Consider the following 21103-nt stretch of genomic DNA (forward strand, 5'->3'; position numbering starts at 1 on the left):
GTCAGCGTCCCGATAGGTGGTGACCATCGGCGACGTGTCGACGCCGCGCGTTCCGCAGCACAACGAACGCAACAGAGGACGCGTCGGCAAAGGTCGATGTCGTCTTCGATCCTCCGGCCGCGAGTTCGATGGTCGGGGCGTGGAAGTCACGAAAACGCGCGTCGGGAACGGACGGTTGCGCGGGTTTCTCGCGTCCACCGAATCGGATGTTAGCTCGCTCCATGAACCCTCGGGTGTCGCGGAAGGAGATCGCGGGCAGCCACATTCTGTACCCCTGGACCGCCGACGCGTAGGCGAGGTCGGCGTTGATCATCACCGTTCCCAGGAGTGCCGATTGCAGCAGAGACAGCACCGACGGTGTGACGCCGAGTTGGTGTCCGCGGGCGGTGCCGAACAAGTCGGTTGCGGTCTCGACGCCGATCTTGTCCGACACGCGGATGCGTGCGTTGTCGGTGTAGACCGCGTACGTCCCGTGACTGTCGAAATCAGGCTCGAGCCACACCAGCGCTGCGCGGCGCTGCACGACCGACACGGGTTCGGCGATCGCAATGCCGGTCGCGGCGGCGACACGTGATGCAAGGTGCGGGTGCAGCAGTGCGACCCAATCGGCGGCGGACTGACGCTGCGGGCCGAGGGTGAACTCCGCGTCGAGGCGTGCCGCGGTGTGCACGCGCACCCGGCCGGTGTCGTCGACATGGATGTGCGGAACGGTGCCGTCGCTGCTCCAGGCGAGCACGTTCGGATCCGTGTCCGGTGTGTGGGGAGCGGGGTAGCCCGCGTCGGTCAATGCCGCCACCAGTTCGCCGGTGTAGACGCTCATCTGTGTTCTCCGTTCGTGTCGTCGGCCGGTGCCGCGACGGTGTCCGGCGTCGAGCCGGTGCCGGTGTCGGCGGTGTCGGTGAGCAGTGCCAGAAGTTTGCGGGCTTCGCCGGTCGTGATCTGGGTGAGTGTCGCGGCGGCGGCGAGTGTTCCTTCGCGGGTGCGGATGTCGTCGAGCGCGCGAGCCATCGCGAGTTTCGCGGCGTCGATCTGCTCGGCGGCGGTGAAGAACGCCGTCAACGACGCCATGTTCGCCGCGTCCCGGCGCTGACGGTCCGCGAGCACTTTCTGCTGCGCCGCCCGCGCCCGAGCACGCGCAGTCATCCGAGCCTGTGTCGACGCCATGCCGCCAACCATAGCCCCAGACACCGTCAAACACACAGATCCTGACACAACCTCCCACCACATCACCGACCCACCACCACCAAACCTGCATTTCACCAACCCAATCCCACCTGTCACCATTTACCGATCCAAAGCCCAAACGAACCCACACACCTCATGCACTATGGAGCTGCGCGTGCTTTCGCTGGTACAGTCCGCGTTTGTGATGGGTCTGCACAAGCTGACCGCTGGGGATGGGTACGAGTACCTGACCCGGCAGGTTGCGGCTGCCGATTCCACCGAGCGCGGGGCTTCCTCGTTGGCCGATTACTACTCCGAAAAAGGGGAGTCACCGGGCCGTTGGGCCGGGGCGGGTCTCGCTGGTCTGGGATCGGTCGCGGCAGGCCAGCAGGTGTCCGAGGCGCAGATGAAGGCCCTGTTCGGTGAAGGTCTGCACCCGAACGCGGACCTGATGTTCGAGCTGGCGCTCGCGCAAGGTGCGTCTCAGGCCGACGCCGCCCGGTCGGCGAAATTGGGCCGGGCGTTCAAGATCGACTCCGGAGCGACCGCGTATCGGGTGGCGTGCGCGGAGGCGTTCGTGGCGCACAATCTCGCACGCGGGCAGAAGTGGAACGCCCCGATCGACGACGCCGACCGCGCGCGGATCCGCACCGATGTCGGATCGAGAATGTTCGCAAAGGAGTACGGACGCGCGCCGGCGAACGAGCGAGAACTGTCGGGCTGGGTGGCCAAGGTCGGTCGGCAAAAGACCACCGCTGTAGCTGGTTTCGACTTGACGTTCACACCGGTGAAATCGGTGTCGGCATTGTGGGCGGTCGCCCCGCGCGAGGTCTCGGAACAGATCGAAGCGGCGCACGAGTCCGCGATCGCCGCCGCGGTGACGTACCTCGAGAAGCACGCGTGCTTCACCCGCGTCGGTACCGGGGGAGTGGCGCAAGTCGACGGCAACGGTTTGATCGCCGCACAGTTCACCCACCGCGATTCACGCGCCGGGGATCCGAACCTGCACACCCACGTCGCGATCAGCAACAAGGTCGCCGCCACGATGCCCGACGGCACCATCAAGTGGCTCGCACTCGACGGGGCCGCGTTGTACCGCAACAACGTTCCCGCCTCCGAGGTCTACAACACCGTTCTCGAAGCGCAGTTGCGTGAACGCATCGGCGTCCGGTTCGCCGAGCGAGCGTCGACCGATAGAAGCAAACGTCCAGTCCGCGAGATCGACAGCATGGACGAACGTCTCGCCGAGCGGTGGTCCTCGCGCAGCGCCGCGATCAAACTCCGCACCGCCGAACTTGCGCGCACCTTCCAGGCCGATCACGGGCGCGAACCGACCGCCATCGAAGCGATCTCCCTCGCCCAGCAAGCGACGTTGGAAACCCGTGCCGCCAAGCACGAACCGGTCTCGCACGCCGACCAACGCAGCGGCTGGCGAGCAGAAGCGATCGAGATCCTCGGATCACAGAAGGCGTTGTCGGAACTGGTCTCCTCGATCACCGCGCACACCGCCGCCGAAGCGACGACGGACTTCGATCACGCATGGGTGCGTGAGACCGCGGAACGCTCACTCGACATCGTCTCGCGGAAACGATCACGGTTCCTGCGGCACAACATTCGCGCCGAAGTCGTGCGGCAAGTACGCACCTTCGACCCACCGGCCGAGCGCATCGACGCACTCGTCGAGAAGGTCACCGACCTCGCGTGCGGGGACGAGTTGTCGATCGACCTCTCCGGTGCCGCCGACACCGACCCCGCTGCCGATATCGCCCCGGATGTGATGCGCCGACGCGATGGTGCCGATGTACACACCCGTCACGAATCGCAGTTGCTCACCACCGCAGCAGTACTCGACGCCGAAGCGCGCATCGTCGCCCACGCCGCGCGCACCGACGGTATTGCGATCGACGACAAGCACGTCGAGATTGCGTTGCTCGAATCCGCAGCGAACGGTCTCGACCTCAACGCCGGCCAGCGGTCGCTGGTGCGCGCGATGGCGACCTCGGGAGCGAAAGTGCAGCTCGCACTCGCACCCGCAGGCACCGGCAAGACCGCGTCGATGAAAGCACTGACGACCGCGTGGCAGAACGCCGCCGGGCGGGTCGTCGGGTTCGCGCCGACCGCTGCCGCTGCCGCAGTTCTGCGTCAAGATATCTTGACGACTACCGATACGTTGGCGAAGTTCGTCGACATCACCCAACGCTTGCGCGAGGGCCGGTCGGTGAAAGTTCCGCAGTGGTACACCGACATCGGCGAGGACACACTCGTCATCGTCGACGAGGCGGGCATGACCGGCACCCTCGATCTCGACGAAGCAATCACTGCACTCGTCGAGCGCGGTGCAACGGTGCGGTTGATCGGTGACGATCAACAGCTCGCCTCCGTCGCCTCCGGTGGTGTGCTCCGCGATATTCACGACCGCATCGGCGCGTTGTCGCTCTCTCAGGTCGTCCGGTTCCGCGACCCTGCCGAAGGTGCCGCCTCGCTTGCGTTGCGCGATGGCGACGAGGCCGCGATCGGGTTCTACATCGACCACGGACGGGTCCATGTCGGGTCGATCGCGACGGTCACCGACGACGCCTACACCGCGTGGGCGGCCGATCATGCGGCCGGCAAGGACGCGCTCATGCTCGCCCCGACCCGCGAGCTCGTCGCCGAACTCAACACCCGCGCCCGCACCGACCGCCTCGCCGCCACCGGCAAGCGAGTCGGACGGGAAGCCGTCCTCGCCGACGGGCTCATGGCCAGCGCCGGGGACACCGTCCGCACCCGCTCGAACGACCGCCGCAACCCGCTCTCGCAGACCGACTGGGTCCGCAACGGTGACCGCTGGATCGTCGAGAAAGTCGGCCGGGACGGCTCGCTGCGGGTCCGGCATATCGAACTCGGGCGCACCGTCACCCTGTCACCCGACTACGTGCAGTCCGCCACCGAACTCGGCTACGCCGGAACCGTGCACTCCGCGCAGGGCTCGACCGCCGACACCTGCCACGTCGTGGCCACCGGCGACGAAACCCGCCAGCTCGCCTACGTCGGACTCACCCGCGGCAAGCAAGCCAACCACCTGTATCTGGCGACCGCGTCGGACGGCGACCTGCACACCGCGATGACCGAACGCGGAATGCTTCCCCCGACCGCGGTCGACGACCTCCGCGAGATTCTGCGGCGCGACGGCGCACAGGTCTCGGCGCACTCGACTCTCGCCGAAGCCGACGATCCGCACCTGAATCTCTCGCCGGCGGCGCGGGCCTATGACTACTCGGTGGCCACCGGCTCCGAAGTGCACCTCGGGCCGGAGGTGATGGCCGCGATCGACGTGGCCGCCGAAGAAGAGGCACCGGGTCTGACCGATGAGCCCGCGTGGCCGACCCTGCGCGGACATTTGGCGATCCTCGGTGCACACGGACGCGATCCCGTCGAGGCCCTGCGCAGTGCTGTCCGCTCGCGTGAACTCGATACCGCTCTCGACAGGGCCGCGGTGCTCGACTGGCGTCTGGACCCCAGCGGCAAGCATTCCTCCGCCACTGGGCCGCTGCCGTGGCTACCTGCCATCCCGACAGCGGTACACGATCTTCCCGAGTGGGGTGCCTACCTCGACGCCCGCGAGGAACTGGTGGTGGCGCACTGCGCACGCATCGCCGCCGACGTCGCCACGTGGACACCGACGACTGCACCGGTGTGGGCGCGGCCGCTGTTCACCGACGAACCCGACCTCGAACTGCTCACTGATCTCGCGGTGTTCCGCGCCGCACACGACGTCGACCCGGCCGATCGCCGTCCGACTGGACCCGAGCAGCTCGCCGCCGCTTCGGTGAAAGCGCAACGCAGCCTCGACCGCCGCGCCGCCGAGGTGATCGACACCGGAAACGATGCCGTCGCCCGGTGGCGTCCGTTCGTCGACGAACTCGACACCCACATCGCCCGCGACCCGTACTTCCCGATCCTCGCCGACCGACTCTCCGCCGCCGCACGCGCCGGAATCGAAGTCCACACCCTCGTCCGCGACTCCCTCGCCACGTCGCCGCTGCCCGACGAGCTGCCCGCTGCCGCACTGTGGTGGCGACTGTCCGGTGAACTCTCCGTCGCCGCGCTCGACGCCGACACCGACGGCGCGGTCCTCGAACCATCGTGGACGCCGGTACTGATCGAACTGCTCGGCTACACCGCCGCCGTCCGCGTCATGTCCGATGCGGCGTGGCCCTCGCTCGTGGCGACCGTCGACGCCGCCGACCCGACCCTGTGGACCCCGGGACAGTTGCTCGGCACCGCGTACGAGTTCCTGCACGGCGGCATCGACCCGGTCGATCACGGTGTCACCCTGCCCGCCCACGAACTCGCCACCGCGCTGACGTGGCGGGCCGAGATGCTGGTGCGCGAGAACCACCTCGCCCGCACCTACACCCCACCCACCGCCGAACCACTCTCGATCGAGGACGAAGAAGCCGTCCCCGTCGTCGACGAGGCGGTCTCCGACACCATCGGCGGTGAGCTGCCCGACGAGTTCGTCATCCCGGCAGCACTACCGACCCAGGCTGCTGCGACCGACACCGTCGTCGACGGCTCAACCGCATCGGTTCCGGTCGACGCCGATGCCGACTATCTCGCTTCCCTCGACGCGCTCGACGCCCCCGTCGAATACGACCAAGCGCCACCACCGGAGTACGACGGCGGCTACGACCAGGCACCACCGCCGGAGTACGACGGCGAGTACACCGGGGTCGACCACGAGGCCGGCGCACCGCCACTCGACATCGAGGCCGCTACGGTCGAGGCCGGCACCGACGACGTCGACGCCGGAGCCGATGTGTGGGATGCGTTGCGCTTGCAGATCGAGACGATCGAGCTGCCGTACCCGACGGTCACCACCGACGAACGAGTGCGCCTGCTCACCGCAGATCTCGACGACGCGAAAACCAGGTACCGGGAGCTGCGGAACCGGATTTCCGACGGCACCAGCCCCGCACAGTTCCATGCCCGCACGATGCTCGCCGAGCTGCAGGAGCGAGCCGACCGGCAACGCCCTGCCCGCATCGCGATGCTCGACACCCGCCAGGAGTGGACCGACCGCGAGTTCGAGGCCGAAGCACTCTGGCATCACATCGACACCGTCATCCGACCCGCTGTCGCCGCCGACGTCGCTGCCGCCGGGGACGACGATGCCCGCGCCCTCGCGCAGCGCGGTCTCGACTGGGAGATCTGGCGCGCCGGATTCGTCGACGACACTGCGACTGCTTCCCGCACCCGCGCACACGAGGCCGCGGCGGAGTACGAGCGCGTCACCGCCGCCGACGGGGGAGAAGTCACCGCCGTCGACGTCACCACCGCACGCCTGGCGGCCGAGAGCATCGACCTCGCCGCGCTTGCCGAGCTCAAGGCCGACGTCGACAGCACCGAAGCGATGCTGTGGCGGGCCGAACAGGCAGCCCTGCGTGCAGCGATGACCGACGCTCCAACCTTGACGCCGCACGTGCAGCCCTCCGTTGAGGCTGTCGACGCACCAGCAGCCGACGCAGTCGAGCAGCTCGAGCAGACGGCCCCGACCGAGCTGGCAGTAGAGGACGCCGCCGCGGCTGCACCCGAGCCGCAGCCTGTGCTCTCGCCGGCCGATGCCGCTCTGCTCGCGAAGATGGAACGAGACCCGATCCGGCTCGTCCCGGACGCCGAGCTGGCCGCGTTCGTCGACCGAGCCGGACGCGACCGCACCGAGCCGACTGTCGTTGCGGATACCGAGAAGCTGTACGCGCGCCTCGACGAGCAAGCCGCTGCGATCGCAGCAGCGCGCGAGATCGAGACCGAACTACGCCGCGTCACCGCACAGTACGAGGCCGCACGCACTGAACACGCGACGCTCTCCGAGCAGCTGTCGACTGCGAAGAGACGTGAGCGCAAGAGCATCGAACCGGCCGTCGACGACGCACGACTGCGGGAAGAACGCCTCGCCCGCCAGGTCCGCGACACCCAACGTGCCGCCCGCGACGCCGCCGGACGCGTTCAGGCCGAGACCAGCGAGTGGCCCGCGATCGTGCAACGAGCCGCCGAGCCCGAACGCCGCGCTGCAGACCTCGCCGCAGCCGCGGTGTTCGACACCGCCATCACCGAACAAGGCCGGCGTCTGCATTCGGTGACATTGGCTAGTAGACGGCACACAGCCGAACAACGTATCCGCGCTACTAACAAGTCACCGCACGCTGTCGTGGCATCCCCGATCGAAGGACTGACCGACACCAAGGTCCGCGCCACCAACGTGGATATCGACGATGCTGCTGCTCAGAAGCGCGTCGCGGGGATACTTGCAGACGCCCGCGGCTCCAGGAACGGTCAAGGTGGGACCGGACATGGGTTGCCGGTGGAGCGATACAGTGCGCCCGAGTCGGAGCGTCTGTATGACGATGAGCTCGGGCTGTAACGCCAAACTGCGTCGCTCGCATCGGATGAAGATGGATTCATTGTGAGAAGGTTGATGCGGAGTATCATCCGCGCATGCAGCCAGCAGTGATCGGCTCCCTCATATCAGGGTTCGTTGCGTTGTTGACGACGGCAGCGATAATTTACTCCAACTACATCATCAGTGTCCGAAATCGAGAGAACATCCGCGAGACGCTGTCGAAAGAAGTCACCGTATGGGAGAAACTTCCAGACGGAAAGGAGAAGGAAGATCTTCTAAAGGTAATAAACGAGCAGGCACGGAAACTGATTGATACCGACCGTAGTGAGCCGGCGAGTGTCGCGCAACGCGCGGCAGTTATTGGAATGGTGGTGGCTGTTTTGGCAGGGGCTATTGCCTACGGCGTACTTCGGGTCGCTGCTCCCCTTCAATCGAACTACACTATTCTAGGTTCGGTGCATCCAGACATGCCAACTACAAGTAAATTAAAGCAGTCTTTTGCCTTAGCCCTTGAGAATACATATCTCTCTCAGCGTGGGGCGATGACCTTTCCCAACTGCGGCGCAGCAGTCCATGTACTGGACGGAAGCGGTCTCCCGGCAGAGATGACTGTGTGCTTGCGTTACGCCGACGAGGCTTGCCAAAAAGAAAACGCAAACGAAGTAGGTTCGGATTCAAAAGTTGTTAATTTCGATATTGTGATAACGCCCTCGGCTGACAGGGTGGACTCGTCCCCTCTGGTGGCCAGTCGGGCAATAGAGGTCGATCAGTTCTACACAGCTGAACAATACACAGCGGTGCGCAACCCGTTGAGAGTAGTGATCCCATGCGATGAGCCTGAAGAGGATACGGATGTCCGAATAAATCGGACGTTCACCATAGCCGTTCTCAAATCTCAGGTGTATCTGGGAATGCAAGATCCGTGGTTTCCGATCGAATGGAAACTGCCCTACTGATCGTCCCTAATTTGGTGACGGCCGGACATCAGTCGCGAGAAGCGTCATTCAGGTGAATTAACTGGATGGGCTCGTCCGCCCTAGGTGAACCGGAGCTATTGGACCCACAATCAGGCTGGGCGTGCCGCCACATCGCGCGAGACACCGGCGCGACGGCGAAATCCGTCACTGCATCGCCTTACCTCGGGGCCTCTAAGGGCCGCCCGGTTTGAGCGGGGTGCCAAAGGTTCAGCGGAGCAATCATGTATCGAACCCAATACACGGGTAGTGTGAAGTTCTCATCTCCAAGGACGACTGTCACGGCGCTACGTCGGGCTCCGATCTGGAGAAACTCCTATCGAAGGAACGAACCATGGCCCTAGCGAAATTCGCGCCCCCCACACGTATGGACGAGCCCGTACCGGACATCCTCACGCGCGGTCAGACGTCATCTCGCCTCAACATTGCCATGGGGGCGGTAGACAAGCTTCTTGCCGCCCGCGTCCTGGAGAACCCCATTCGTTTGGAAGTGGTCGAGCGTCTCGAACGGCGTAGCTACCTTGTTGTCGAAGAGGGTGAGTTGACCGTCTTGCGAACGGATGCACGTAAGCGGGCGTACCCCGGCGAGGATCGCCCGTGGATTGGTTTCAGCACCGAACATTCCAATGAGGAGCTCGATGCCACCAGCCTTCGATGGTGGCGTTCGTACCCGAGAAGAGTGATCGATAACGAGCTGTTCGTCGTCACCGTCGCGACCGTCCCGGTTGCCGTGTACAAGATCGAAGACGTCGAAAGCGAACAAGTACGTTCCGGTGAAGACAAGCCTCGGTTTCACTACAGCGGCACCCTGTTGCACCGCGTCTACCCAGGCTTGGTGGACCGGGCGCTTAGTCCGGCAGTGCCCGTCCAGTACAAAGATCGGGTGCGGCAGATCATGAGCAGCAGAATCAAGGTCGTTAGCGGCGGACCCATCGGCTACTTGAATGCCGGATCATGACCAGCGGTACTCCGGGCTCGACCGGAGGCGTGGATCGGGACACCTCGGTTGACATCCTGGCGGACGATGCGGTCCGTCGTATGAGGGTGGGCGAGGCGATCGTCGTAGTGATCGGTCTTGTGCTGCTTGCGATTGCGTTCTGTTTGGGTCGCCTCTACGAGGTTCCTGGTCCATTGGAGTTCTGGAAAGTCACCGCGCAACCTTTGGGTGTTGTCACGGCGGGTCTTTTCGCGATCAGCGCAGCCGTGGTGACTTTCATTGCGTACCGCCGCACCAGCGAGTCTGCGGCCGAGTCCGCGAGGCTTCAACGTGAGAAGGAAGTCCGGGCAGAGGCGCTGGACAGATGTTGGGAGCGGTTCCGGTTCATTTTCGAGAATTCCGAGACCGATGGTGGCAACGATCCGAAGTTGCCCCCGGAGGTCATCTTCGAGGTGGTCGATTTGCTGGGGGATGAGGCTGAGAAGCTCAAGGATCAGGTGCTCGTTCAGTTCATTGCTCAATGGGGGGAGTACTACGCCGACGCCCACCTCCTCGCATCCACAGCTCCCGTAGAACCGAGCTGACGTGCATTTCTGGTGCACCAAGCGCACACTGAACTGTGTAACGCGGGAAACCGTAGGGAGCCGACGACGATGACGAACTTAGAACAGCGCATTCACGACCTGCCGCCTGACCGCTTCGCGCGCAGCGCACACGCCGCAGCGAAGCTGGCCGTACGGTCCGCGAAGCGTGCGGGCAAAGAACCCCCAGCAAGCGCACTCTGGCTCCTGAAACAGTCGCCTGAACAATTGCAAGCCCAGCAACAGAAGCGTTTACAGGAAGAGTCTGCTGCGCGTGAGCACACGGAACCGGTCGACGATGTCGCGGCATTCGTCGGCGCATTGACTCGGCGTTGCAGTGCTGTTGGTGAGCGCGAGGGTCTCCTTCCAGATGGTGAAACACTTCGCGCAGCCGAGAACCTGGTCGCAGCCCACACCGCATTGGCTCATCTAGGCGGTGACGCTCTGGTCTCCTACCCGGGTGGCAAGACAATTCTCATCAGCGCCGAAGACGGTGAGATGCGTCCAAACACAAAGAAGACTTGGAAGGTGTCCGGCTTCGCGGGCCTGGTCGGTGACGGAGATGCGCACAAGCCAGAAGGAACGTTGCAGAAAAGTCCTGGATCAGAGGGGCAGCGCCGGTAGCTGACCGAAAGCAGTAGGTACAGACGGTCCGTCAAGATATCTTGACGGACCGTCTGTTTATAGTTGCCCTGCTAGTCCCCGGCACCGTAGTCGTGGCCTCTTTCTGTCCCATGATCGGGCCCGGATTCAGGAGCTCGGTTGTCGGTACCGTTCCAGGGTTTGGTCGTTCCAGGGTTGTCGTCTACAGCGCGGAGGAAGTTTCCGGGGCGGGTCGAGGTATCGCCCGATCCCAGCTGTCCGTCCGCGACCGCACTCTGCGCAGCGGCAAGCTGAGCAGCAATAGCTTTGTCGTGCATCATCGCTCGTACAGCGTCGGCGCTGCCCATTCCGAGGTCTTCGACGAGGGCGGGGGTGGGGTTGAGCATGAGGGACCACTTCGGCTCGCGGCCTTTCGCTGCGGCGCGTTCGGCGCGTGCAGCATCTCGGGCGAGGGCTTCGGGGCTGGTTTCGGCTTCCTTGATCTCCCTGCGTAGTCGGGCGACTTCGTTCGAGAGGTCTTTGAGCTGCACTGCTTTCGGAAACTCCGAGAGCTCGATCAGGTCGAGGTCGTCGAGGCGTTGTTCGTCTCGATCAAGTGAGCGTTCGGCCTTGGCCAGGTCGGTGTCGACGGTGTACGCCATGTTCTCCACCCGCGTCAGCAGCCCGAAAGCGTGCTGGCTGCGGTCAGTGTCCCCGATCTTCGGGTGCAGGTCGCGGGCTTCGATCACTTTCGTCGACGACCCGAGTCCGGAGAACGACAGATACAGCGCACTGTCCTGGGCGGGACGGGACGCCTCGATCGGGAATCCGCTCATTTCCGCGATCACCACCGTCTTGGTCAATCCTTCGCCTTTGAGCGAGTGATATGTGCCCTGCAGTGCCGAGGCCATCGCATTCGCGGCGTCGCTGCGCTTGTCGTAGAACACCCCGCGAATGGTCATGCCGGGCCACTGCTCGACCTCGCGCCGGCCTTTGAGCACCGGTGCCGCCTCGGCCAATTGAGCAACCCGCTGACGCGCGCGGGGTACTTCGCGGCGCAACCGGTCGCGGTCACGCTCGATCGAACGTTGCTCGGCAAAATGCGAATCCGCCTCGGACTGGAGCTCCTGGAGCTGGGAGTCGAGCTCGATCTGCTGGATGTACCGATCGTCACCGGTGGCAAGGGCCTTGGTCATCGCCGAGTTCTCGGCAAGCGAATCGCTGTCGAGGTCCACCACCCGCCGCATCGAGCGGTCCGCTCTCTTGAGCTGCTCGATGAAATGCGCCTTGCGGTGCACGGTCTGCCACATCACGGTGTCGAAGGTCTTCTCGGCAACGTAGTTGAACACCTTCACATGCCCGTTCTGGTTGCCCTGCCTGATGATTCGGCCCTCACGCTGTTCGAGGTCGGCCGGTCGCCACGGCACGTCGACGTGGTGCAGCGCGATCGCGCGATCCTGAATGTTGGTGCCGGTGCCCATCTTCTCGGTGGACCCGAACACCACCGATACCCGTCCGGTGCGGCACATCTCGAACAGGCGGGCCTTCTCCGACGGCTTCGGGTAGTCGTGGACGTAGGCGATCTGCGCGGGCTCCATTCCGCCGGCGACCAACTCCTCGCGGATCCCGTCGTAGATCGACCACGACCCGTCGGCTTTCGGGGTGGAGCGGTCGCAGAAGACGATCTGCAACGCACCCGGCGTCGGGTGGGGTTCACCGGAGGCATCGAGGTAGGTGTTCTCGCTGGAGTCGTTGTGCACGTCCAGGATTCGCTCGGCGACGATGTGCGCACGGGAATGCTCCGGCGGTGCCGGATCGAGGTGCGCGACCCTGGGGTCGAGGGTGGCGTTGCGGCCGTCGTTGGCGACCTTGAGCGCATTGTCGATATCCGGGCGTTTGGCGTCGGCATGGTCGGCGCGATACCCGAGGTCGGCGATGAAGTCCTGCACTTCCAGCGCCGGGGTGAACGTGACGTCGGTGTTGCGGCCACCGTCCTTGACGGGCAGGTTCGCGGGCACCTGATCACGGGTGACCGCGTCGGTGTAGACGCTGGTCATCCCGATGAGATCACCGACGTTGGTGAATTCACCGACCCGGGTGATCGCCCGCAGTCTCGATCCGGACGAATTCAGCTCGACCCGTTCGACGGTGTCGGTGAACGTCGCTCCCCAGTCGTTGATCTGGGCGACCCCGGCGTCCTCGAGCAGATCCGGACGCAGGTAGTGCTGCATCACCCACAGCTCGGCGAGGGAGTTCGCGACCGGGGTTCCGGTGGCGAACGTGGCGACCCGTTCGACGTACTCCTCTGGCGGGATGCCTTTGGTAATCGCTTCCTCGCGGCGCATCGACCGCAGATAGTTCAGTTTCAGATCGAGATCGGTGGCCCGGTGCGAACCTTCGTTGGCGAGCTCGGTGACCCCGGACGCGCGAGCGAGGTTCTTGAACTCGTGGGCTTCGTCGACGAAGAGGTAGTCCGCCCCCGATGCCTCGAACGTGAGCCCCAGATCCTTCCCGGCCTGTTCGAGCGCGGTTTCGAGCTTCTCCTCGAGCTTGGCTTTCATCGCCTCGAGCCGTTTGCCGGTCTGGATGCTCTCGACGTTGTCGAGCTCGGCGGCGATGGCCTCGACCTGGGTACGGATGTATTCGGCTTTCGTGCCGGGATCGACCCCGATCGAGGAGAACGCCGACCGCGGCACGATCACCATGTCCCAGTCCTGCGAGGCGGACTGCGCGACCAGCAACCGGCGCCCCTCGGCGTCGGTGGCCGCCGATCCGGACAGAATCCGTGCGCCGGGATACCACTGACCCGCTTCGCGCACGACCTGGTCGATGATGTGGTTGGGCACCACCACCCACGGCTTGTTCGCCAATCCGAGGCGCTTGAGCTCCATCGCACCCATCAAGATGGTGCCGGTCTTGCCGGCCCCGACGACGTGATCGAGCAGCACCGTCGGCTCGGAGACGATCCGAGCGGCGGCGTCGCGTTGATACGGGTACGGCGAGTACTTCTCCCCGAGACCGGGAAAGGACATGTGAGCGCCCGAATGCACCGGCGCGACAAGCGAATTGAACTTGTCGTTGTAGATGTCCAGGAGCTGTTCGCGGCGCACTTCGTCGGCGTGCAACGCCCACTGCCCGAACTCTTGCGCCAGTCGTCGCGCCTTGGACTGAGCGGCGCGGGTCGCGGCATCGTGCACCGTCGGTGCGCCGGCACTCTCGCGGAACTCCTTGGAGCTGGTGATCTCGATCGGGTCGCTGTTGAGCAGGTCGGTGAGCATCGCGGGCCATTCGTAGTCCCCGGCGCGCATACCGGCGTTGCCGATACCGCGGTCTTCGGCGGGCCGGTGCTCGAAGTTGTACTTCGTCGACCACGCGCCCCGTTTGGGTACCAGACCCCATTTGAGATTCTGCGCTCCCGAGTCCGCGTAGTGCCCGACCGTGACCGACCATCGTCCCGATGCCCGCTCGATGGTCACCGGAACATCGGCGGGCACCTCGAAGGTCTCGCGGACGAACTGGGTGTAGGTCTCGATCGGCACCCACGGCGCACCGAGAGCGACATCGACATCGGTCTTGCGCGGAGGGATCACCGCAGTCAATGCATCGACGTTCGCCTGGTAGCGGGGATCGAGGGCGGCGATCTCTTCGGCGTCGGCGAGCTTGGTGCGGACATTGCCCGACAGGTACGTCGACGACGACACCCACCGAGTCGGATCGGTCAACGTACGGAAAGCGCGTCCCTCCATCTGCGTCTCGGCCTGCTCGGCGGTGGTTCCGAGCAGCTCGGCGATACGCCCGACGTCCAGACGCGCGTGCTCGTCGAGACTGATGGCCATCGCCTCGTCGACCGTCTCGGCGTAGCGGCGCAGCTCACGCGAGTGCAGGACGTCGGTGTGGAAGATCGCCGCCTTGCGGGCCGTCATGGTCTCCTCGTCGAAATGCTCGAGGGAGAGCACTGCGGCGAACGTCGGGTCGGTGCGGATAGCTCGGCCGAGGTGGCTCTGCAGCTTGGTGGGCTGGCGCGGGTTGATCCAGGCATCGTCGGACAGCCGGGCGTAGACGTCCTCGGGAACCTCTCCGGCGTAGGGGTCGCCGGCAACCCCTTCGTCCTTACGCCACGTCTCGATCAGCTTCGCCAGAGCGGCGTCGTGCTGCGATTCGGTGAGGTCCTTGGGTATCGACATCTTGAACCGGTTGATCGGGCCGTAGCGGGCAACGTAGGCGTCGTACTGCTCACCCAGGATCTCCCGCAGCGCTTGCCGTTGACTGGGGTCGGTGGGGCCGCGTTGCGCGTCGATCAGGGCGTGGGTGGTGTCGCGCAGCGCGAGCAGCTCGCCCCATTCGGCGACCTGCTTGGCTCCGCGAGTGTTCACCGGCTCCCAATCGCGGGAGTTCCAGCGTTCGATGGTCTCCATCTGCGCGTCGTGCCGCAGCGTTCCCACCGCGAGCTCGTCCTGGGCCGGGCCGTTCCCGATCGCGAGGAGCCCGCGCTCGAAGTCTTCCCGGGTCGGCCCGAGGGTGTCGCGCCACGATGCGGTGAGCCCGAGGCCGTCGGTCTTCGCGACATCGACGATCGCGGTGAGCCGATCCTCGACCAGGGAAGCGAGGTCGACGTCGCTGTCGGTCGCGTCGACGGACAGAGTCTCGTTGCCGTACATGCCGTGCCCGACCCGCAGCTCACCGAGCACCCACTCGGGGTGATCGGTGTAGACGGCGTTGATCGATACGCCCTTGTCCTCGCCGGCATCGTCGAGAGCAGTGGCGTTCTCGAGCTGCAGGAACCGCTCGGTCAACGGTGCGGGCTTCGCTCCGTCGGCGCGGCGACGCAACACGAGAATGTCGGTGACGACCTCTGTCCCGGCGACCCGCCGAAACGCGTTGGACGGCAACCTCACTGCGCCGACGAGGTCGCCGAGGGCGGCGATGTCGCGGCGGGCTCGCTGGTTCTGGGCGTCGAGGGTGTAGCGGGAGGTCAGGACGGTGACGTACCCGCCGGGTGCAGTCATCGCCAACGATTTGACGATGAAATGGTTGTGGATCGAGTGCTTGGCCTGGTTGTGAACCGGGTCGTAGAGCCGATAGTCCCCGAACGGGACGTTGCCGATCGCCGCGGTGAACGAGGACGCCGGCGCGGTGGTCTTCTCGAACCCTTCGCCGCGGATCTGCGCCAAGGGATTCAACGCCGCGGCGATCACGGCAGTGGTGGCGTCGAGCTCGACCCCGACCATCTGCGCCGACGCCGGGGCGTGGGCGATGAATGTTCCCGACCCGCAGCCCGGTTCGAGAACACGGCCGCCGGTGAACCCGGCCCGGATCGTCGCCTTCCACATCGCCGCCGCGATGGCCGGGTCGGTGTAGTGGGCGTTGAGGATGGTGCGCTGCGCCTGACCCCAGGCGGTGTCGTCGAGCAGCGTGCGTAGTTGCTCGCGTTCGGCGGTCCAATCGTCGCGTCGCGGGTCGAAGACCTGTGGAGTCGCGCCCCAACTCGACCAGCGAGCCAGGACTGCTTGCTCGTCGGCGGTGGCGTAGCGATCCTGCGCGGTGATGACGGCGAGGGTGCGCAGGGCGTCGATGTTCGCCGATACACGGGCTTTCGCTCCGGAGGGCACCAGAATCTCGGTGCCGGGCCGGAAGTCGACGGGCTCGACATTCCACAATCGCTCGGCGACCGTCTGAGTGTCGACCATCATCCCTTCGGTGGTGTCAGGGACTGCGGTAATCGCCGGGGGATCGGGTGTCGGTTCGACTGTGGGGGAGTCGGTCTCGACGCTGGGTGGGGGAGTGCTCTGCGCGGCGAGGAGTTGGTCGACGCGGCGGCCGTCGACGGCGATCAGGTGCCGACTCTGGTTGCCGTAGCTGATCGCGGCGGCGCGATCGTCGGGCCCGAGAGTCTTCTGGTTCTCCTCGGGAATCAACGACACATCGCCCGCACGCCGCAGCTCCATCAGAGCGTCTGTGACCTGCTCGGCGGTCAGTGTCCCGTCGAGGTCGGCGCGGATCCGCGCCAGCCGCACATAGGCTTCGTCCTCGCGCGCCAGCCGCCCGTACGCGTCGCGCACCAGCTCGACCGGGGACGGCGGTAGCACCGTGGCGTCGACGGCGTTGTCCGCGAAAACCTTTGGGGTGGGCTGCAACTTCGGCACCGGTTGGGAAGCGTCGGCCTCAGCGACCAGAACGTCGGGATCGACTGGTGTGGGCAGCGGTGTGCCGCCGACATCGACGGCAGTCGGGTCGATCGGCGCTGCACCGTCGGCGTCGAACGCGAACAGGTCCAGCTGGGCGTCGGATTCGCTGCGGCGGGTTACCTTCCGCTTGCCGCGTGCTCGGCCACCCGCTCGTCGAGCTGGCTCGTGAACGTGAGAAACAGCGGGTGCTCGGTCGACGTCGGGTAGGGCTCGTTGTCCTCGATCCGCGCCGCGATCAAATGCGCTGCGTAGTACCGGAACCTCATCGGTTGCTCCGCCCACAACAGGTCCGTCAGCTGGTTCGCTTCCTTGTCCGGGTCCGCGCAGTTCAGTGGGTTGCGCCACCGCTCCGGATCGCTCCGGTGCACCTGGATCCGTGCCCGATCCCGCTCGGCTTCGGCTTCCGGGCTCTCCTGATCCGGCGGGTAGGCCTCCATCTCCGGCGGGAGATGGCCGTAGATCTCCTCGTTGATCACGAAGTCCGTCGCCTGCGCCCACGCCTGATTGATCAACCCGACCTTCTCCATGTACGGGGGAGGCTGGCCGTTGTCGCGCATGTAGTTCCGCAGCACTTGCTGTTCCATATAGATCTTCATATTGTCGATCCGCTCCGCGATCCGCTCGCTCTCGCTCTCGAGGAACGCCTGCTGATCCTCCGGGCTCAACTCCGGCGGCAGCCCCTGGTGCTCCAGGTAGAGCTTCATTATCTCCTGCGTTATCGGGTCGATCATGGGTGTCACTGTCCTCTGTCTCGGCGAACAAATCGAGTTGGAAATCGTCGGAATCTTTGGCCACAGCGTGCGCTCCTGAAGTCGGGCGAGAGGTGTAAGCGACCCGCGCAACCCGAGGCCGGGTGGGGGTCGTTAACGTCGTCGTCGGCTGGAGGCGCAATCTCCGGCCACAAAGGGCCCTGGTGGGTCATGCAGGACCCACCAGGGCTTCTGGCTGTTTCGGGTCAGGGGTTGTGTCAGGTTTTTCAGCCGGTGAGCTCGTCGAACCAGCCGGCCGGAGCCTGCACCAAGTTCAGCCGAATCGGCGGCGTCTTCTGATGAGAGTCACGGCTGCACAGGTACATCGGGCCATGCTCGCCGTCGAGCATCGTGCGCAGTTGCGGGTCCGCGTGATGAACCCACCACCCCGACATCGCGGCCCCGTCCTCGGCCGCGGACGCTGCCTCCCACGCCGTCCACAGTGCGTGCAGACGCACCACGACCTCGGGATGCTCGAACCAGCGTGGACAGAACACCCGGTTCTTCCCGGCAGACGACGAGAGCCTGCGGGCCACGATCGCCGACAGCCACGTCTCGAACCAGACATCGAAGCCCGGAAACTTCGTCGACGCAGCCTTCTCGGAATCCGAATCCGAATCCGAATCGGAGTTGTCGGGCTGGTCGTCGGGGAAGTTTTCGTCGGGGAAGTCGTCGTCGGGGTGGAAGTCGTCGTCAGCAGTCACAGGAACGGCTCCTCGTCGACGTCGTCGATGGTGGCGGTGGCGTGTACTCGATCAGGGACGGAGATCTGCTCCTTGTCGGGGATGCCGTACATCGCGAACGAGGCATCGATCGCGTCGGCATTGGGGCCGTCGGACCAATACATCTTCTTCACCAACACCGGTCGATTGCCCGAGATCTGGACCAGTGCCCGGGTTTTCGGGATCGCGGCGAGATCATCGACGGTCAGGATCGCTTCCTTGGACCAGGACTGCGACTTCGACGACGACCCACTGTCGAACATTCCGCCACTACTCGATCGTGACCAGCGTTCGACGTCGTGATCACCGACGAGCGCCGACAGCTCGGAGAGAGTGTTCTTGTCCTTCACACCGCCGCCGTACCAGAGGAAGTTCGCGGCATCGAGGAGCTGCTTGACCCCGTCCTGGCCCCACACCTTCTGGGCCTGAGAGAGGTTCTGCACGATCGTCATCACACAGATCCCCTGCGATCCAAGGTGGGAGTACCAGGCGGGGAGCTCGGGGAGTCGGCAGACGTTCGCGGCTTCGTCGAGGACGCCGAGCATCGGCACCGGCAGTCGCCCGCGCGGGCTGCGGCGCGCGACGCGCTGAGCGGCGTCGATGATCGACCCGATCAACGCCGTGGTCAGCGCCGACGACGAGTCGGGGCCTTCCTTCGACAACGCGTAGAGCGTGTCGTTACTGGTGACGAAGTCCTCGACAACGAATTCGCGCATCGAGTGCGGGTACCGCACCGAACCGCCGATCTTGGTGTCCGGTGCGCCCTCGACGGAGATGTCGTGGCGATTCGGTGGAAGAACCGACATCGCGTAGGCCTGCTCCTCGAGCAGGCCGATGAACCGACGAGCCATGTCGTACAGGCCATCTCGCTGGCGCGGGTTGAGTTCGCTGGTCGACTTGAGCCGGTTGGCGATGATGTGGTGGCCGTGAACCTCGAGCAGCCGCTGGGGAAGTTCGTTCCCCTCGTCGGAGAGCCAGCCGTAGACGTGCAACAGATCCCCGTCCGCACACGCCGCCGCGAGCATCATCTGCGCCAACAACTCCTGAGCTCCGCCGTCGAAGTAGGCATCGACGCGGGCCGAATCGTCCTTCGATGCGGCAGCGAAGTATGAGGCCAGCTTGCGGGCGTCCATGATCGTCTCGATCACGCGCAGCGGGTTCCACCAGAACCCGTCATCGCCGGTGCGGGGGCCTTCGGCGATCCCCTGTAGGTCGTAGCGCCACACCGCGCCGAGCAACTCACGGACACCACGGGTGAAGTCATGACCGTCACGCTTGTTCGAGGTGAACAATGCCGCGCCCGGAGCGGTGCACAGGGCATCGATCGCCAGCGCCGCGGTCTTACCCATCCGAGGCCCGGCGAGAGCGAACAGCATGTCCTCCCACGACATGAACACCTTCTGATTGCCTTGGACGGTGCGGCCGACGATGACCCCGATGTCGGCATCGTCCAGCGCGTCCCGGTCGACGAGGTCTGGTCTCAGCTTCTTCGCCCGTTCGAGTGCCTGCTTGCCGGTTACCCCGCTGAGCTTCGACGAGGGCCCCATCAGTCGGGCCTTGGCGTCGACATCGTCTTTCTTGCCGCTTCCGGCCGCGTGTGCCGCTGCGGCGACCCCGGCGAGACCGGAGGCGATGATCACCGTGATCACGAAGATCCATGTCGAGACGGTCGGCCAGGTGAGCTGCCCGCCGGCCACGGAGAACAGGGCGACGAACGGATTGCCGGGGATCTGCTGGCCGGTGTCGGTGAACGCGTGCCCGAGCCACAGCGACCCGTATCCGAGGGCGATAGCCGCGATCGCGAGCATGACTGCGATGAGCGGCAGCATCGACGAGGACGCGCCGGCACCCTTCGAGGTCGCCTTCTTGGTCACCATGCGTCCACACCAGCCTCGACCGCTGTGTCGACGCCGCGGTCGAGCTCGATAACCTGCGCGACCCGGTCGGTGATGTCGACGACCGAACCCGAGGACTGTTCCTGGCGCGGTGTGTCGAGCATGAGATCGGCCAGACGGAGCGGTTCGACGTCGGCAGAGGTGGAGGACACGTCGAGGGTGTGCTCGGCGATGTCGTCGAAATCGAGGCCATCGAGCTCGGCAGGCAACTCCAGGACGTCCAGCGACAGACCCGGACGGAGCACCGCATCGTCGATACCGTTGTCGACCAACCGCTCCCGCCACGCATCCTCGTGCACAGCCGTCCGATTACCTGTGGCGTCCGCCCACTCCTGCTGGGTGGGATCGGTGAACGTCTGCGCGGTGATCAGCTCGTGCGCGACACCGGACGCGGCGAGATACGCCGCCGCCCGCACCAACGACACGTCGGAGTCGAGCAGCCCGAATGCGCGACTGTCACTACGCGGCTCGTACGAGTGGGAGCGAGTGCGGATCTCCTCGCGGCGCACGTTCGCCCGGTCGGGCAGGCTACGGCGGCGTGCGGCCGCCAGGGTGGCGCGGCGGCCGCGTTCGTAGGCGGCGGCAGCGATCTGTGAGCGGCGCTGCAGCTCGGCTGTCGAGACGGTGCGGGTGGTCATCGACGGTCACCACCGTCGACAAGGGACGGGACCGGAAAATGGCTCGGCGGGAGCGGGTGAGGAATCGACATGGAGGGCCTTCACTGGGAGCGTCGGCCAGCCCACAGCTCGAAGACACCGACACCCGAGAAATGGTGTGGTGCAGTGCTGTTGCTGGATGGACGCTCGACCGTGACCCTCATCGACGGTCGAACGTCATCAGACTAGCTCATAACCGCGGTCTCTCGCATCCTTCCGGGGAAGCGAGCCCGACGCTCGCAGGTGTCCCGAGCTGGCACGACCAGAGGGTAGTCC

The 21103-nt window shown here is 65.3% G+C and carries 12 protein-coding genes; 5 read left to right on the forward strand and 7 right to left on the reverse strand.

Annotation, left to right across the window (positions count from 1 at the left end):
- Position 1 precedes the first annotated feature (1 nt).
- Positions 2 to 820, reverse strand: coding sequence for a hypothetical protein (locus CH286_RS25260; protein ID WP_094610698.1), 819 nt, complete (start codon positions 818 to 820; stop codon positions 2 to 4).
- Positions 817 to 1164 carry a hypothetical protein gene (locus CH286_RS25265; protein WP_141215890.1) on the reverse strand — a complete coding sequence of 116 codons (348 nt, stop codon included), beginning with the start codon at positions 1162 to 1164 and terminating at the stop codon, positions 817 to 819. The genes CH286_RS25260 and CH286_RS25265 overlap by 4 nt, the downstream gene beginning before the upstream one ends.
- Before the next feature lie 175 nt (positions 1165 to 1339).
- On the opposite strand from CH286_RS25265, the gene mobF reads away from it, so the two are divergent.
- The 5 genes from mobF to CH286_RS27680 all read left to right on the forward strand — a co-directional run bounded on the left by mobF (position 1340) and on the right by CH286_RS27680 (position 10662).
- Positions 1340 to 7567, forward strand: coding sequence for a MobF family relaxase (mobF, locus tag CH286_RS25270; RefSeq protein ID WP_176458343.1), 6228 nt, complete (start codon positions 1340 to 1342; stop codon positions 7565 to 7567).
- 74 nt (positions 7568 to 7641) lie between these two features.
- Positions 7642 to 8502: a hypothetical protein gene (locus CH286_RS25275; RefSeq protein ID WP_094610701.1), complete on the forward strand. Its 861-nt coding sequence runs from the start codon at positions 7642 to 7644 to the stop codon at positions 8500 to 8502.
- A gap of 385 nt (positions 8503 to 8887) precedes the next feature.
- On the forward strand, positions 8888 to 9478 hold the full coding sequence (locus CH286_RS25280) for a hypothetical protein (RefSeq protein WP_094610702.1): 591 nt from the start codon (positions 8888 to 8890) through the stop codon (positions 9476 to 9478).
- On the forward strand, positions 9475 to 10041 hold the full coding sequence (locus tag CH286_RS25285) for a hypothetical protein (RefSeq protein WP_094610703.1): 567 nt from the start codon (positions 9475 to 9477) through the stop codon (positions 10039 to 10041). Before CH286_RS25280 ends, CH286_RS25285 begins: the two co-directional genes overlap by 4 nt.
- Before the next feature lie 69 nt (positions 10042 to 10110).
- Positions 10111 to 10662: a hypothetical protein gene (locus CH286_RS27680; protein ID WP_094650295.1), complete on the forward strand. Its 552-nt coding sequence runs from the start codon at positions 10111 to 10113 to the stop codon at positions 10660 to 10662.
- A gap of 71 nt (positions 10663 to 10733) precedes the next feature.
- Here CH286_RS27680 and CH286_RS25290 read toward each other — a convergent pair whose 3' ends face one another.
- The 5 genes from CH286_RS25290 to CH286_RS25310 all read right to left on the reverse strand — a co-directional run bounded on the left by CH286_RS25290 (position 10734) and on the right by CH286_RS25310 (position 20809).
- On the reverse strand, positions 10734 to 16763 hold the full coding sequence (locus CH286_RS25290) for a helicase-related protein (protein WP_255182765.1): 6030 nt from the start codon (positions 16761 to 16763) through the stop codon (positions 10734 to 10736).
- A gap of 158 nt (positions 16764 to 16921) precedes the next feature.
- Positions 16922 to 17536: a hypothetical protein gene (locus tag CH286_RS25295; protein ID WP_094610704.1), complete on the reverse strand. Its 615-nt coding sequence runs from the start codon at positions 17534 to 17536 to the stop codon at positions 16922 to 16924.
- Positions 17537 to 17781: 245 nt separating this feature from the next.
- Positions 17782 to 18258 carry a DUF4913 domain-containing protein gene (locus tag CH286_RS25300; RefSeq protein ID WP_094610705.1) on the reverse strand — a complete coding sequence of 159 codons (477 nt, stop codon included), beginning with the start codon at positions 18256 to 18258 and terminating at the stop codon, positions 17782 to 17784.
- On the reverse strand, positions 18255 to 20153 hold the full coding sequence (locus CH286_RS25305; RefSeq protein ID WP_094610706.1) for a type IV secretory system conjugative DNA transfer family protein: 1899 nt from the start codon (positions 20151 to 20153) through the stop codon (positions 18255 to 18257). Before CH286_RS25305 ends, CH286_RS25300 begins: the two co-directional genes overlap by 4 nt.
- Positions 20147 to 20809: a TraI DNA relaxase gene (locus CH286_RS25310; protein ID WP_094610707.1), complete on the reverse strand. Its 663-nt coding sequence runs from the start codon at positions 20807 to 20809 to the stop codon at positions 20147 to 20149. Before CH286_RS25310 ends, CH286_RS25305 begins: the two co-directional genes overlap by 7 nt.
- Positions 20810 to 21103 lie beyond the last annotated feature (294 nt).

Origin of the sequence: Rhodococcus sp. WWJCD1 (assembly GCF_002258735.1) — a bacterium.
In the GTDB taxonomy this organism is placed as follows: domain Bacteria; phylum Actinomycetota; class Actinomycetes; order Mycobacteriales; family Mycobacteriaceae; genus Rhodococcoides.

Excerpts from the sequence above, each read along its gene's own strand:
- CH286_RS25260 (WP_094610698.1), bottom strand. The coding sequence starts at position 820 with ATGAGCGTCTACACCGGCGAACTGGTGGCGGCATTGACCGACGCGGGC.
- CH286_RS25265 (WP_141215890.1), bottom strand. The coding sequence starts at position 1,164 with ATGGCGTCGACACAGGCTCGGATGACTGCGCGTGCTCGGGCGCGGGCG.
- CH286_RS25275 (WP_094610701.1), top strand. The coding sequence starts at position 7,642 with ATGCAGCCAGCAGTGATCGGCTCCCTCATATCAGGGTTCGTTGCGTTG.
- CH286_RS25280 (WP_094610702.1), top strand. The coding sequence starts at position 8,888 with ATGGACGAGCCCGTACCGGACATCCTCACGCGCGGTCAGACGTCATCT.
- CH286_RS25285 (WP_094610703.1), top strand. The coding sequence starts at position 9,475 with ATGACCAGCGGTACTCCGGGCTCGACCGGAGGCGTGGATCGGGACACC.
- CH286_RS27680 (WP_094650295.1), top strand. The coding sequence starts at position 10,111 with ATGACGAACTTAGAACAGCGCATTCACGACCTGCCGCCTGACCGCTTC.
- CH286_RS25295 (WP_094610704.1), bottom strand. The coding sequence starts at position 17,536 with ATGATCGACCCGATAACGCAGGAGATAATGAAGCTCTACCTGGAGCAC.
- CH286_RS25305 (WP_094610706.1), bottom strand. The coding sequence starts at position 20,153 with ATGGTGACCAAGAAGGCGACCTCGAAGGGTGCCGGCGCGTCCTCGTCG.
- CH286_RS25310 (WP_094610707.1), bottom strand. The coding sequence starts at position 20,809 with ATGACCACCCGCACCGTCTCGACAGCCGAGCTGCAGCGCCGCTCACAG.